At 35.8% G+C, this 13855-nt stretch carries 15 protein-coding genes; 3 read left to right on the forward strand and 12 right to left on the reverse strand.

What is annotated here, in order from left to right; all coding sequences use genetic code 11:
• Positions 1-95: 95 nt before the first annotated feature.
• The 12 genes from AB5062_RS19375 to AB5062_RS19430 form a co-directional block, all read right to left on the reverse strand.
• Positions 96-809 carry a WecB/TagA/CpsF family glycosyltransferase gene (locus tag AB5062_RS19375; RefSeq protein ID WP_008668786.1) on the reverse strand — a complete coding sequence of 238 codons (714 nt, stop codon included), beginning with the start codon at positions 807-809 and terminating at the stop codon, positions 96-98.
• Between the two features lie 31 nt (positions 810-840).
• Positions 841-2013, reverse strand: coding sequence for a glycosyltransferase (locus AB5062_RS19380; protein WP_005839992.1), 1173 nt, complete (start codon positions 2011-2013; stop codon positions 841-843).
• A gap of 16 nt (positions 2014-2029) precedes the next feature.
• Complete coding sequence (locus AB5062_RS19385; RefSeq protein WP_117874000.1) at positions 2030-3043, reverse strand: polysaccharide pyruvyl transferase family protein; 1014 nt, start codon at positions 3041-3043, stop codon at positions 2030-2032.
• Between the two features lie 52 nt (positions 3044-3095).
• Positions 3096-4205 (reverse strand): glycosyltransferase family 4 protein, encoded by a 1110-nt coding sequence (locus AB5062_RS19390; RefSeq protein WP_005839986.1) that lies wholly within the window; start codon positions 4203-4205, stop codon positions 3096-3098.
• Complete coding sequence (locus tag AB5062_RS19395) at positions 4205-5080, reverse strand: glycosyltransferase family A protein (RefSeq protein ID WP_117874002.1); 876 nt, start codon at positions 5078-5080, stop codon at positions 4205-4207. Before AB5062_RS19395 ends, AB5062_RS19390 begins: the two co-directional genes overlap by 1 nt.
• Positions 5080-6339, reverse strand: coding sequence for an O-antigen ligase (locus tag AB5062_RS19400; RefSeq protein WP_008781572.1), 1260 nt, complete (start codon positions 6337-6339; stop codon positions 5080-5082). The genes AB5062_RS19395 and AB5062_RS19400 overlap by 1 nt, the downstream gene beginning before the upstream one ends.
• An 11-nt stretch (positions 6340-6350) precedes the next feature.
• The gene (locus AB5062_RS19405) at positions 6351-7142 is read right to left on the reverse strand and encodes an alpha-1,2-fucosyltransferase (RefSeq protein WP_005839979.1); all 792 of its coding nucleotides are present in this window, start codon (positions 7140-7142) and stop codon (positions 6351-6353) included.
• A 7-nt stretch (positions 7143-7149) separates the two neighbouring features.
• A complete protein-coding gene (locus AB5062_RS19410; protein WP_008668762.1) occupies positions 7150-7965 on the reverse strand; it encodes a glycosyltransferase family 2 protein in 816 nt (271 codons plus the stop codon).
• A 13-nt stretch (positions 7966-7978) separates the two neighbouring features.
• The gene (locus AB5062_RS19415; protein ID WP_005839974.1) at positions 7979-9346 is read right to left on the reverse strand and encodes a lipopolysaccharide biosynthesis protein; all 1368 of its coding nucleotides are present in this window, start codon (positions 9344-9346) and stop codon (positions 7979-7981) included.
• Positions 9347-9979: 633 nt separating this feature from the next.
• A complete protein-coding gene (locus AB5062_RS19420; protein WP_195258614.1) occupies positions 9980-10363 on the reverse strand; it encodes a hypothetical protein in 384 nt (127 codons plus the stop codon).
• Positions 10364-10443: 80 nt separating this feature from the next.
• On the reverse strand, positions 10444-10992 hold the full coding sequence (locus tag AB5062_RS19425; protein ID WP_005839968.1) for a UpxY family transcription antiterminator: 549 nt from the start codon (positions 10990-10992) through the stop codon (positions 10444-10446).
• 994 nt (positions 10993-11986) lie between these two features.
• The gene (locus tag AB5062_RS19430; RefSeq protein ID WP_005839966.1) at positions 11987-12403 is read right to left on the reverse strand and encodes a DUF2442 domain-containing protein; all 417 of its coding nucleotides are present in this window, start codon (positions 12401-12403) and stop codon (positions 11987-11989) included.
• A gap of 310 nt (positions 12404-12713) precedes the next feature.
• On the opposite strand from AB5062_RS19430, the gene AB5062_RS19435 reads away from it, so the two are divergent.
• The 3 genes from AB5062_RS19435 to AB5062_RS19445 are packed head-to-tail and all read left to right on the forward strand — an operon-like array spanning position 12714 to position 13836.
• On the forward strand, positions 12714-13142 hold the full coding sequence (locus AB5062_RS19435; protein ID WP_005852645.1) for a DUF3791 domain-containing protein: 429 nt from the start codon (positions 12714-12716) through the stop codon (positions 13140-13142).
• Positions 13139-13612: a DUF3990 domain-containing protein gene (locus AB5062_RS19440; protein ID WP_005852647.1), complete on the forward strand. Its 474-nt coding sequence runs from the start codon at positions 13139-13141 to the stop codon at positions 13610-13612. Before AB5062_RS19435 ends, AB5062_RS19440 begins: the two co-directional genes overlap by 4 nt.
• Positions 13609-13836, forward strand: a complete 228-nt coding sequence (locus tag AB5062_RS19445; protein ID WP_005839961.1) for a ubiquitin-associated-like domain-containing protein — start codon at positions 13609-13611, stop codon at positions 13834-13836. Before AB5062_RS19440 ends, AB5062_RS19445 begins: the two co-directional genes overlap by 4 nt.
• Positions 13837-13855 lie beyond the last annotated feature (19 nt).

Here is a 13855-nt window from a genome sequence, read left to right on the forward strand (position 1 = left end):
GCTATACATAAATCCTAAAATTTTTGTTCGCAGCGAAGATAGAGATTTCAATTATGAGCCAATTTTTGACTGCTTACTAAGCAAAGTCTGCTCTTTCATCCGAAAATTCTTTCCCCGATAAAGCGTACCGGAAACAAGAATGCAGCTTGCAGATATCTTGTACGTGTATGTTTCTCTTTATACATTCTATAAACGAAACGCAAATTCATCTTATCAACCCAGTCCGGATAATAGTGCATCCTATTCATTGCCGTTTGGTGAACAAAGCCACCACACGTAAAGCCGATGCCTTGGTAACCCATCTTTTTTACCTTAAGCAGAAACTTTTCCTGCATCAAGGCCCCCATACCTACTATCAGAAAATCCGGATTTAATTCGACTATATGAGAAGCTTCCTTATTCATTTCAGCATCCGAAGAGAAATATCCGTTCCTGAATCCTGCTATTCTCAACCCAGGATATTGTTCTTGAAATATCTTCACAGAACACTCCACTTGTTCTTGACCCGAGGCTACGATATAGAGCGTTTTACGGCTTTCCATGAGGTAATTCAACAATTCGGGAGCAAGGGAGGTCATATCAAAACTACGTCTGGTCACTCGCTTTCCGTATACTAATCTTATGGCAGAAACCAGTAAAGAGCCATCGGCAAAAATACCATCGAATTGTTCAAATAGGGATTTGTTTTCTAAAGCTATGAGGTAAGATACGGGGTTGAGAAAGGTGTAAATTCTGTTTTTCTGAGTAACCAAATGTAAAAACAGCAATTTATCTGTTTGTATGATTTTATTAAGCAATAGAGGGAGCATAAATTAAATGATAATTTATTTTTATGGAAGTTTATAATACTTCTTCAAACAGATTATACCACCTTGTAATAACAGAATCAATTGTAAAACATTTCGCCTTACACATGGCTTCCTTTGCCATTTCTTTTCTTAATTTTTCATTCTCGATTAGCAAGCTGATGCAGTCAATTGTTTTTTGACTATTATAAGGTATCGGAGTTATTAAGCCAGACTTTCCATTGTCTATGATGTCATATATAGCTTCATAACTTCCATACACAACTGGGACCACTCCATAACTCATACTTTCAATAACTACTAATCCAAACCCTTCTAAATCAGAAGTCAATAAAAATATAGAAGCTTCCTTATAATGTTGTATGGGAGGAGATACTTGAAAGCCTTTGAAACAAACACGTTGAATATCATATCTTCTAATATATTCTTCCAATGTACTTTTATAAGGGCCTTCTCCCACCAAAACAAGTTCCCAATCAACATATTTTTCATAAAGAACTTTCCAAGCTTCCACTATTCTATTTACTCGTTTATTTTCATAATCCATTCTTCCTACATATAACAGCTGCTTCTTCTTCTGTTTTAACTCCCATTCTTCAAAATACACAGGAATAGTAACAGGATTGCCTATTGCTATAATATTCTCAGTTCTCTTTATATGTGCATAATCACTTAACGGCTTGATAAAATGAGATGAAAGAAGAACATATTTTTCACAATGGCTACAATTATAACGAATGCTAGCTTTTACCAACTCTTCTTTTAGATACATTATAGCATGATATATGTATTTCAAAAAAGGGTTATAAACTGTTTCACATTTATCACGTGCCTTAATAATTAATTTAGACGTATTTGGAGCACCATGTAATACCGAAATCAATTTACATGATGTTCTTTTTATAGCCACTCTACACAGTAATGTTGACATAAAAGGAAGTCCCCACTGATTAATTATAATATCAATTTTTTCATTTATAATTAATCGATGTAACTTCCTCATATTTTTTATAGAACAAACAGGATAGTCTAATTTGACAAGCTTTACATCTGGTAGTAATTGACAAGCTAGTTCAATATGCGGTTGTTCTATTGAAGCTATGATAACACCATGTCCATCCTTTATAAAACGATTGGCAAGTACAGTTGTCACTACCTCAACACCACCATAATTAGGATAAACACGATAAAAAAACAATATATTCATATTACCATTCTCTTTATTACTGTAATAATGAAGCTAGAAATGCAATTTGTTTGTCCTGCATTTCTTTTAATCCTTCTATGCTGACAAGTCTTTCCCTTACATCAGGAATTTTCGCATTTTCAAACAAGGCTATCCTAGGACTATTGCTAAACAATCTTGCTTTATTTCCAAATGCCAAAGTAGGGATACAAGCATGTACTCTATCAGAATAAACTTCTGAAGCATTCCGGTAAAGGAGTAAATAATCCATTGGATTATCAGATACTATCACTCCATTTTTTACTAACTTACTAACTTTTGTATAAGGAAAAGGCTTATGATAAGAATAAACAATATTCTTTTCTTTAAAAATATTTTTCAGTTCTTCTTTTATCCTATAATGCTTAGGTTCTTCAATATTCAATACTACATACGGTGTTAAATCAGTATCTATTTGGGGTAAATTAAGTAAATTCACAAAGAACACATTATCTATTCCATTATAACTATTTTTTGTAAAATTTGCATAGTACTTATAGGCAAGGCTATCACGGGTCATTATAGCGTAAGGCCGCAATTTTCTTAAATATTCAGAAACAAATTTGACTTCATATTCTGTATAGAAGTTTCCGCTTGCACCTAAAAAAATAATCTTACTTCCTTGTTCTGCTTTTCTCTTTATTAAATCTCCATAAATCGTAAAAAATGGAACAGTTAATACACATCCCGGAATTATAAAATAATCACATTTAACCATACTGGCCATACTAAAGATATTTTGCGTTTTTACCGTTTTGTATGAACGGTCATGAAGCTTTTTAGCAGCCCTTTGCATGGTATGTACCCATAACCAATTTATTATTGGGTTTTCTTTCAGCATGAACATTTGTCCCATTGTAGCTGCAAAATTAGCATTTGAGCTAACTTTAAATAATTCAGCATTAAGCGGTAATGCTTTCATCAAAGCAGCTTCAGCACCCAAATCTATAAATCCGTTACCAATATTATTAAATGTAACAGAAGTCAACAATGCAATTTTCTTTTCTAACATATTAATAGTAAACTAATTTGTATGTAGTTATATTTCTTTCCAATCATGCGGTTTATTCTCTCATCAGTTCCCTAAACAGGTCTAACCATTTTTGCATTACCTTTGGTTTTGAAAAGCATTTTCCCGACATATAAGCCTGCTTACCCATATCTTCTAGTAATACTTTATTTTCTATCAATTTTATACAAGCTTCCGCCAAGGCATTTACATCATTATCCGGCACTAAAAATCCATTCTTACCATTGTCTATGATACTATTTGCTCCAGTAATGTCAAAACTAACACAAGGCAAGCCACAATTCATCGCCTCCACCAATACCAACGGGAAACCTTCATACAAAGATGACATGACAAAAAAAGAAGAATGAGAATATACTTCACCTATACTAGGTGAAACACCTTTCAGATGAACAACTGATGAAAGATGCAAAGCATCAATTTGTCGTTGAAGACTTTCTCGCAGACTTCCTTCACCCCAAATTTCCAATTGCCAGTCCGGACACTTTTGTGCAACTATCACCCAAGCTGCAATCAATCGATTATAACCTTTTACAGATTCTAATCTACCTGCTGATATAGCAACTTTGCTTTTTCTACCATTTCTTTCATGTAGTTGTATATTGCTAAAATTAGGTATTACAAATATATTCGGTAAATTCCACATTTTCTTGTCAGACTCTGTTAATGCAATTACCTTATCGAATTTTGTCAAACAACACTTTCTTAAATATTGAACTAAAAATTTCTTTCCTCGCGATTTAAAAATTTCCTCATCTAATATCTGTTGTCCTTTATAAGAAAAATGAAACTCATGGATCTTCTTTATCCGCCGACAAATAAATGGTAATATCCATATCAATAAAGGAGCATTGGCATTGACAGCAATATCTATCTTATATTTTTTAAATATGTGACGTATAATACTTATATTTTTCCATACTCTATTAATTTTCTTTCCAAAGCCTACCTTCCACTCTATATCAATAGGTAACAGTTGAATGTTCGGGTGCAAAGGATATATAGGTTTTTCCTGTCCATTACCATAATATGCCAAAAAAAGCCGTCCTTCCATATTTTCCGCCAAATAATTCATCTTGTCTGACACTATACGGAATATACCTCCTGCAATGGTAATATTGGGAACAAAATAAATGATATTCATTATTTACTTTTTATCCATGAAATTACTAGTAATAATAATCGCTCTGCCCATTTGAATCTCCAAACAATAGTTTTAACACTCCACAACTCGGCCAAACATGTATCGTAATCATGATGTATAAATGCATTTTTTGCATGTATATACACAACTAAAATCACATACTTTCTATAATAAGAACTTTCCGATGTAAAGTTAAACCACTCGTAATAAGGAAATTCTCCATTTTTAGAATAATCTGATGTAAGACTATCAGATAACCCTGTTCTATAAAAGACTTTCGGAAGGTTCAAATAGGCTACATCATAATTCAACGCTATTCTAAGCCAAAGGTCCAAATCCTCACCACGCTTAATACCTACTCGAAACATTGGTATCTCCTTTATCATTTCTTTTTTTAAGCACAAGGAGCTAGTCCAGCAAATGGATAATCCATTCATTACGGATTCTTTAAAATAATCATGAACAAGGAAGTGTGTGTGTTCGTTAATCAATACATTACGAAGTTTCCGTTTCCCCTTTTCCAAAGAGTAGAAAGCAGTAGAATAAATCCCAGCATCAGGATAGATTTCTATCAACTTCTTTTGGCATTCCAAATAATCAGATTCCCAAATATCATCTGCATCCAGAAAAGCAATATAATCATATTTAGCATGCATAATACCATAGTTACGTGCTGCTGATACACCTTCGTTTTCTTTTGTATAAATATGAATTCGTTCATCCTGAAAACTAGAAGCCACTTCCAAACTATTATCTGTCGATGAATCATTCACCACGATTACTTCATAATCACAATATGTTTGATTCAGAACTGACTTCAGTGTTTCTGCAATATAATCAGCCTTGTTATATAGAGGAATAATAATAGAGAACATTATCTTTTTAATAAATTAAGTTTCTGACTCTTATATATAATGAGCAAAAATATAATCGGAAAATTTATATATAATCCCACTGTTAATGATACGAAAGAAGCCAATACCCAGATACCAACAAAAACCATGTTGAACTTTCTATATGAAGGCAATAATTTGCACATTGAAATTATCAGCCATAGATATCCCAATATACCTAACAAACCACGTTCAATCAACAAATAAAATAATTGAGACTCCGCACCTGCAAGTTCCGGGATTGATATATCTGTCATTAAATAATAAATCATACTCAAGCCACCACCAAATATAGGGTTTTGTAAAAACAGAAAAAGAGAAATATCTAATTGTCTCATTCTCATATCCATAGAGCTTCCACCAACATCATAATTACCCGTAAAATCAAATATGGAATGATATACATTTAATATATAATCAGAAAACGGCAAGACCATGATTAAAAAGATAGAAAAAGCGATTAATAGAGTTTTAGGCTTTCTTATATAGTCAAATTGCAACAATCCAAATACTAATGCAAGAATAGTGGCACGTGAATTAGCAAGAAAAACACCGATAAGAAGCAAACACAAAGTCTTAATATAAGATTTCCTTGATATAAATACTCCTTCATATTTACTATAGAAGAAGGTAAGAAAATAAAAGAATACAACGCACGCATCTCCAAATGTTATGGGAAAATGAAAAAATGAATTATATCGCCCATATCCATATCGGATATCATTGGTATGATCTACCCAAAAAGATAAATCAGTCTGAGATTGCAGCCAATATAGAATTATATTATAATTTAATAGAAACTCTATAATTCCATATATACATAACACCCAAAACACTTTCAAATAAAGATTTACAATTAATTTAATATCGTTCTTTGTTCGCAAAAAATAGATAAATGCAAGTGGCAAAAGTATTTCATTTGATATTGTTTTCCACAACACATACAATGAAGTCCGTTCCGTTCCATACAAAGCAATTAATAACAACAATATAAAATTACCAAACAAAGGTAAAAACAATGGATTGCAGAATATAGCTTTCCTTGCATCTTTCCGACCAAGAATATACCCGTATATAACAAAATTTATCGCATCACAAAGACCAATATACGTACCCCCTATTCTTACAACAGGAAGCATTGTAAAAAACAAAGACAATGGTATTATATAAAGAACAGCCTTCTTTTTATATCTTATAAAAAAAATAATAAAGAGCAGAAAAATAAGCTGAGTAATTATCATCTATCCATTTTTTAGATTCCACACCATGATTCAGGAAAAATATCAGGAGTAAATGTATTATACCACTTTGAGGGATAAATCACCATATTAGTTTTTTTATTTAATCGTGCCGCCCAATAACTAAAAGTACTATTGGCTATAATGTTGTATTTGCAGGAAGACATCAAATACATGTCATAGATGCTGGATTCTCCTGTATTCCAATTCACATAAACAGCATTGGGTATATCCAAATGAGTTTGTACCCAGCTAATATCATCAGAAAAAACATAGAAGACAGCATCATTTACTTTCTCTGTTATTATTCTTATGGCATCATGATAATATTTCTGCGTACAAATATTTCCAAATATAACCAAATTTTGTTTGGTCATGTAGTCACCTCTTCTTATATGCACGCCAACACTATTTGAGTTTTGAATATCCTTCAGCAATGATTGGTTCTTTTCCGACAAAAGAAGATGTTTAAAATCAATAGTATTTTCGTCATAATACTTTTTGTCTAAAAAATATCCAGCTTGAAACAAATGATTAGGATATTGATACTCTACAGAACCTACTACATATATTTTCCAATGGTATAATTTTGATAAAATGGTTTTAAACAGAATTATCCAAAACCTACTACATTTTTTCAAATCATCAGTTTTAAAATATTTATCTAATTCAAATCCATTATGGCTCACATTATACCAAGCATCATTGTAGAAATAAAAGGTTTCATCCTTTCTTGAAAGGTATTTATAAAATGCATACTGAAAGAGTTGATTACCCAGTCCTCCTTTGAACACTACTATTTTCATAAATAAACTATTTAAATATTCTTACTATTTTAACCATTATTGCAAGCCCCTTTTTTACTAAAAATCTTATCCAATGATTATTAAATAAAAAAAGAGCGTTTTCAATAAATTCTTCTCCCAAACAGGATAAACACTGATAATCATTGACAATATAAGCTGGGAGTAGATCTTTAAGCACTTTTTCGCGTTCTTCTTTTATCCGGTTGTTATCACTGCTGGCTCCTCTGGGATTACATATCACAATAACATTGTTATACGCAGCCACACTATGCCCACCTAAAACGATTGATTGTAAATAGAATTTCCAGTCTGATACTATTTTTAAAGATGTATCATAATAATACTTTTTTAATAAAGAGGCCCTTATAAAGCAACTTTGATGAGGTATGGTAGTTATATAAAAATGCAGAAGATTATATCTTCGAGGTAATACACTGCGTGATACTATTTTATTATGTTCATTAACATGTAAATCCTGACCAACTATTATATCTGCCACATGATTAAAGTCCATGACCTGTTTCAATATAGATGAGGAACAAAATTTATCACCTGCATTGATAAAATTACAATATTCTCCATGCGAATAAGCAATTCCTTTATTCATCGCATCATAAATTCCCTTATCCGACTCACTCACCCAATAAGCGATTTTATCCGCATACTTTTTTATTACATTAACCGTTCCATCCGTACTTCCACCGTCAATGATGATATACTCAATATTCAGATAAGTTTGGTTAATGACGGAAAGAATGGTTTGTTCAATTGTTAAAACTGCATTATAAGAAACAGTTATGACAGAAATTAGGGGATAATTCATATTGTTTTTCATTTCACTTCAGCCAAATTCCTTTAGCCGTACCATTTATCATCTTCAATATCTGCACTCTTCCAATAAAGGCCTGCAAAATAAATACCGTAGTAGGAACTATCAGTATACCTTCTATACCATAATACTTACAACAATACTTCATCAACGGAATAGAAACCAAAGCAAATGACAAATAAATGATTAGTTGCAAACGTATTTTGCTCGTTCCATTAATAAGAAACATATACATATTTCCTCCCGTCTGACATAATACATATATTGCCATACAAAATGATAATGAAAAAGATACAGCTACAGAATCACCAATCCAAAATTTATATAAGAGATCAGAACTCAGTACCATTAAAACTAAAATAGGAATACATAACAACCATAATTTCTCCAGTTTTTCTAGCGTACCACGCATCCAATTATAATCTCTCTTAATATAAGCATCAGTAAATGCTGACCAAAACGGAGTCAAAATAATATTTGCAGCCATGTTAAGTACATTAAAATACTTATAAGCAATATTATATTGCGTAACTGCTTCTGGGCCTTGCACTCTTGACAAAATGATATTAGTAAGTTGAAAAATAAAAAGCATAGAAAACATAACAACAAAAAACTGTCCACCCAGACCAACAACACTCCGCACCAACGAAAAGCGAACGTCACGCAACGAAGGGGCTACAATCTTGTATTTTTTAGTTTGATACACAATAATAGAAACAATTAAAAGAAACAGGCACGGTATAGCTGAAAAAGAAACAGCCAAAGCACTCAGACTTCCCTTTGTGGTTTTAGTCAATACATAGACACAAGCAAAAGCCAGTACCTGACCACTTGTACTTATAAGCGAAGCTAAAGCAGGCTTTTGATCTGCCGTCAGCATGGTAGTAAAGACACTTGCCACAATGTTCAGGCAAAAGAAGCATGCCAACAAACCGAAAACCAGACTCAGCTCATCCTTATAAACAGGATCAATATTTAAAATACGACTCCAATCCAAATAATTATTCACCACCAAGGTTATCAATAAAATTACGGAAAAGAGCAAGAAGAGCACTGCATATGTAGTACTGACATATTCTTTTGCCAACTTCATATCCCCTTTTGCTTTTGCCTCAGCAAAACGATTACGAAATCCGTGGGCAAACCCCAAATCAAAATAAGACAGCCAGGCAATAATGGAACTCAACGTCAGCCAAATGCCATACTTCGTAGGATTAACATAACCGATGGTCAATGGAACGACCTGCAAGGAAACTAAAATACTTATACATTTCAACACTAATGAAACGGCGATATTTTTCTTCACCGCAACACTACGCTCATTCCCCTTAGTGAAATAAGCACTAACTTTATCTTTTATATACTGGAACTTCATACGTTTATGATTGTATCACTAGCAAGATATGCAATCTTCCACCTGCAACATTACTAATCTTACACCCCACACATTAGTAACGTGTGGGGTGGCACGTTACCAACCTTCCGGCATACACGTTACTAACCCTTAAAAGATCCTGTTCTTTTCCGAAAAGAACAAGGTCTTTAAAAAAAAGAACAGGACGTTTTCATTGAAAGAACAAGAGCTTTTAAAAATTTGACCTGTTGTTTTTTTCATAACGGTATCTACATGCCGAAACGCCTTTTTTTTCCTTCAGATCTTTCAGCCACTCCGCAAACACCCTGCCTGTCGGCATTCCGGCTGAAGGATATGCATTGTGAAATGTTTCAGCCGGAAAATATCCTTCAGGAAAAACGATTCCCTAAGAATCGGAGGAAGATCAGTTCGGCTGAAACATTCCAACCCCCAGCTGAAGGATTCCTGAGCCCAATCCTTCAGCCGGAATGCCCACGGGTAGGGCGTTTGCGAGCAGGCTGAAGCTTTTGAAGGATTTTTCAGGGTATTCCCTATAGAGCATGACGGATGACCATATTCCATTGAAAAAAGTAAGATATCTTCGTAAGCAAAGTAACACCACTTACTTGGTCCACGAAGTCCGCATACTTTTCTTTACAACAAAACAGACCTCACAGCCATCTCATGCCAATGACGATAATCCCCCATCGGCAAAACATGCTCCGACCACACTTTCCGGTAAATTCCATCGTGCAAAATGATGTACTCACCCAAACAGCCCTCCGCCTCATCGGCAGGAACAGAAGCCATCACCACATATTCCACACAATCCGGGACACGAAACAAAGTCAGCTCACTTTTAGAAAACAAACCGCTCAACCTACAGGCGGAACGCTCGAAAGCCACCCAATACGCACCAATGTCATACAGATGAATGAATTTATCATTATTCTTTTCCCTGGCTAAAATTTCCTTATACCGATTCTGAATCAACTGCTGGAGCCGGATGCCTGACGGCATGGATGTGGTTCTACACATTTATATATAAGATTTATATTATCAGATCGTTCACTTTCCCGTTAATCAGGGAATAACAATGTTTAACGTAGCAAATGAAGTTATTTCTTCTTCGGCTCTTCTATCACTTCTATCAAGTCCGGCGAAAGCGTCGCCATGGCCATGGCTATCACCCCTTGCAGACTGATAACCACACGACGGTCTCTAGCACCTTTTACCTTTACAAATACCCCCTCGTAGCCCTCGAAATCACCACCTGTGATGCGGACTTTCGTACCGCGCCGTAAGTTCACCTCGTCGGGACTGAAAAAAATAAGATGCTCGTCATACGTTCCAGCCACAGCGATAAACTGCCTCATCTGATCATCGGGCACAATGATTTTCTGCCCGTTGCGGATATCAATCATATATTGAAAATACGGAAGTTTGAACTTCACCTTCTGAAGTTCGGACTGGACGGAATGAACAAATATCAGATCACTGATAACGGGAACCAGCTCACGCCTCTTGCGCCCGTTCCTTATACGAACTTCGTAACGCATGGGAATGAAATTGTTGATTCCTTCTTTATCCAACAAAGCCTTGATCTGCATCCCCCGGCGATAAGTGGCACGCATGGCAAACCATTGCATTTTTTCACTTGAAAGCATAGTTATGGAGCTTTGAAGCACAGATATCTATCTGCAATTCAATCAATTACGAGAAGTTTCGTAAAATACAAGAGGAATCGGCCTCTTGTGATTAAGTTGACTGGAAAAGCTATTTCAACAAATGGAGGATGGAAATCCGCACGATGTAGATGCAGCCTGTCGGGTCAACCGATAACCTTCCGCAGATTCCCGAACCGGACGGTTCATATATGTTAAATCAGAAATTTGTAATACCTATATATAAAAAAAGCGCGGGAATCTGTACCTGTTACTCGTCCCACACTTCGAAGGCTTTGCACTGCCCATTGCTGTCTGAACGAGCAACGCAGAAGCCCACGCCGATATGTATAACAACACTTGAATACACCTTTGACCAACAAAAGCGCACCAAGGATATAAACATACCCCGCAGACATCCACTGTTGCTTTGTCTCTGACAGCAATTTCAAAAGGTGCAAATTTTCGAAGCGTCAAGAACAAAACGTCAAGTAAACGTCTTTTCTATATATGTATATTTCCCACCTCCCTAACTTCCTTGCGGAAGTACCGGCGTGGAAAACGTGACAAAGATAGCAATTTAATAAATAGGACGAAAATATATTCCGCTATTTTTAGTGATGTTTCTTGATTACTCAAAAAACAAACAAGAAACAGATTATCGGTATACTTACCTTGATGCAAATTCTTCCGGACGCATCATCGCCCAGATGGTAAGATATAAGATACAGCAAACAAGGCTACCTGGTACTCGGTACACGCCTACCCTGCCTGCATCATATGCTTGCCCGGTTCTTGGTATGAGTTTGGCTTGTTCACCGCATCTCCCTGACGGATGCAAAAACGTCACGCAGCAACATAGCCGTATTTGTTTATTCTAGCCATATCTTCCTTATATTTAATTATCTTTCTGTTGAAACTATGATTGTGGAAAAATTAACATAAAAAAGGCGTGAAACCAAATGGAATCACACCTAAACTATTATTAAGAGATTAATCAAACGGCAAGTAATTCTTTTCCCAAAAGATGGAGAGCCTCTTTAATCTGCATCTTCCTTATATCACTCGGCTTTTTAATACCATAGATATACTTGGAAAGAAGACTCTTGTTTATTCCCATACTACGTGCAACCTCTGACACATTTAGTTGAGGGAAACGTTTAAATATCATTGCTATCTCATTTTCATAATCCGGCTCCGCTGTATCGAAAAAACTGGATATATGAATATCCTCATCCAATGATTCCCAACGAACATCGTCACCAAACTTTCCTATCTTGAAATCAAGGCGCTCTCTGTCACTTGCATCCTTCAGCAAAGGGAATGCCTCTAAGGGACGGCTGAAAGTTTCTCCACCATCCGTTTTCATATAAATGCGGTTAGCATCAAACCAAATGTCTTTTATTGTATCCATAACTTTCAGTTTTAATAATCATTCTCCATGATATTTTTAATTTTACTAATACAATATAGGGATAAATATTTATCCCCACAAATAAATAAGCAAAAAAATAGCGACAACTCTTTTCGAACCACCGTTCCATAACCTATGATGTACAAAGGAACTGATTTCCCTCCTGTTTTCCTAACAATCATCATCCGGCACACGGGTTCTTGCGTGTCAGAGCAGAGCTGCCATTTAATTGGAAAGATAATAATTATCTAAAGAATATATTTGTAGTTAAAAAGTTTCCCACACAAGAAACTTTATCTATTTTTGTGGTATGAATACGAATTTGCAAAAAATAGGAGAACTTTTGGCCCAATGCCGAAAAAACAAAGGATTGACACAAGAAGAAGTCGGGGTGATGATTGGCGTCCAAAAAGCAATGGTTTCCAAAGTGGAAAACGGTCTGTGTGTTAATTTTGGCACTGTCAACCGCATAGCGGAGGCGTTGGGTGTCGAACCGATAGTGGCGCTCAAGTCCAAAAAGAAAGCGGACAAGAACCTAATCGATTATGTGATGACGGTCATTGTCGAATTTGCGCGCCGTCACGATTTGACAATCCGGGAGGCAAGCAATTATATCAGACGTTTCAAAGGCATTGATTTTCTCACCGAATTTTACGATGTGGAACACACGCTTTCTTTTAACGACTGTGTGGATGACCTGACCATCGTCTGCCAAAACAATGGAGGAACATTGCGATGATACTTTACCACGGTTCAAATACGGCAATCGACGGCATCGACCTCAACAGATGCCGCCCCTATAAGGATTTCGGCAGAGGATTTTACCTGACCGACATTAGGGAACAGGCCCAAAGGATGGCCGCAAGAACAGCGCGGATGTTCAGCGGAAACCCCACTCTGACTATGTTTGAGTTTGACCTTGAAGAAGCGCAGTCGAGCGAATTGAAAGTCAAGGTTTTCAAGGAGCCAGACTGGGAATGGGCACGTTTTGTCATGTCGAACCGCGATATAAACACTACTCAGCCTTGCCACGATTACGATATCGTAATTGGCCCTGTTGCCGATGATACCATTGCGCGCTTGCTACGTTTATACACCGAGAATTTTATTAACGAAGAACAACTATTGCACGAACTGACATTTTCGAAAGTGACTTCACAATATTTCTTTCACTCAGAGGCAGCGATTAAAATGCTGAAACGACTATGAACACGAATACCGCAAAATTCCTCTTTGAAGGAATATCCGCCGATGTAGTCCGTTACTTGGTGGAACGTAATGATATGGATTTGCAGGAAGCCATCTCCACATTCCACAATTCGGAGACATTCGTCAAACTGGAAGACTTCTCCACCGGCCTGTATATCGAAAGCCCGGCATACGTCTATGACCTGCTGATGTCGGAACTGAAAAACGGAAAGCTGGTGCAATAACAATAGGGCATTATTTATC

Origin of the sequence: Phocaeicola sp. RTP21359st1_B8_RTP21360_211022 (genome assembly GCF_040911965.1) — a bacterium.
GTDB lineage: Bacteria > Bacteroidota > Bacteroidia > Bacteroidales > Bacteroidaceae > Phocaeicola > Phocaeicola vulgatus.

What these genes read in the sequence shown, in the direction of transcription:
- AB5062_RS19405 (WP_005839979.1), bottom strand. Translation starts at nt 7,142, where the DNA reads ATGAAAATAGTAGTGTTCAAAGGAGGACTGGGTAATCAACTCTTTCAG.
- AB5062_RS19435 (WP_005852645.1), top strand. Translation starts at nt 12,714, where the DNA reads ATGAATACGAATTTGCAAAAAATAGGAGAACTTTTGGCCCAATGCCGA.
- AB5062_RS19375 (WP_008668786.1), bottom strand. Translation starts at nt 809, where the DNA reads ATGCTCCCTCTATTGCTTAATAAAATCATACAAACAGATAAATTGCTG.
- AB5062_RS19440 (WP_005852647.1), top strand. Translation starts at nt 13,139, where the DNA reads ATGATACTTTACCACGGTTCAAATACGGCAATCGACGGCATCGACCTC.
- AB5062_RS19400 (WP_008781572.1), bottom strand. Translation starts at nt 6,339, where the DNA reads ATGATAATTACTCAGCTTATTTTTCTGCTCTTTATTATTTTTTTTATA.
- AB5062_RS19380 (WP_005839992.1), bottom strand. Translation starts at nt 2,013, where the DNA reads ATGAATATATTGTTTTTTTATCGTGTTTATCCTAATTATGGTGGTGTT.
- AB5062_RS19420 (WP_195258614.1), bottom strand. Translation starts at nt 10,363, where the DNA reads ATGTGTAGAACCACATCCATGCCGTCAGGCATCCGGCTCCAGCAGTTG.
- AB5062_RS19415 (WP_005839974.1), bottom strand. Translation starts at nt 9,346, where the DNA reads ATGAAGTTCCAGTATATAAAAGATAAAGTTAGTGCTTATTTCACTAAG.
- AB5062_RS19385 (WP_117874000.1), bottom strand. Translation starts at nt 3,043, where the DNA reads ATGTTAGAAAAGAAAATTGCATTGTTGACTTCTGTTACATTTAATAAT.
- AB5062_RS19390 (WP_005839986.1), bottom strand. Translation starts at nt 4,205, where the DNA reads ATGAATATCATTTATTTTGTTCCCAATATTACCATTGCAGGAGGTATA.
- AB5062_RS19445 (WP_005839961.1), top strand. Translation starts at nt 13,609, where the DNA reads ATGAACACGAATACCGCAAAATTCCTCTTTGAAGGAATATCCGCCGAT.
- AB5062_RS19410 (WP_008668762.1), bottom strand. Translation starts at nt 7,965, where the DNA reads ATGAATTATCCCCTAATTTCTGTCATAACTGTTTCTTATAATGCAGTT.
- AB5062_RS19395 (WP_117874002.1), bottom strand. Translation starts at nt 5,080, where the DNA reads ATGTTCTCTATTATTATTCCTCTATATAACAAGGCTGATTATATTGCA.
- AB5062_RS19425 (WP_005839968.1), bottom strand. Translation starts at nt 10,992, where the DNA reads ATGCTTTCAAGTGAAAAAATGCAATGGTTTGCCATGCGTGCCACTTAT.
- AB5062_RS19430 (WP_005839966.1), bottom strand. Translation starts at nt 12,403, where the DNA reads ATGGATACAATAAAAGACATTTGGTTTGATGCTAACCGCATTTATATG.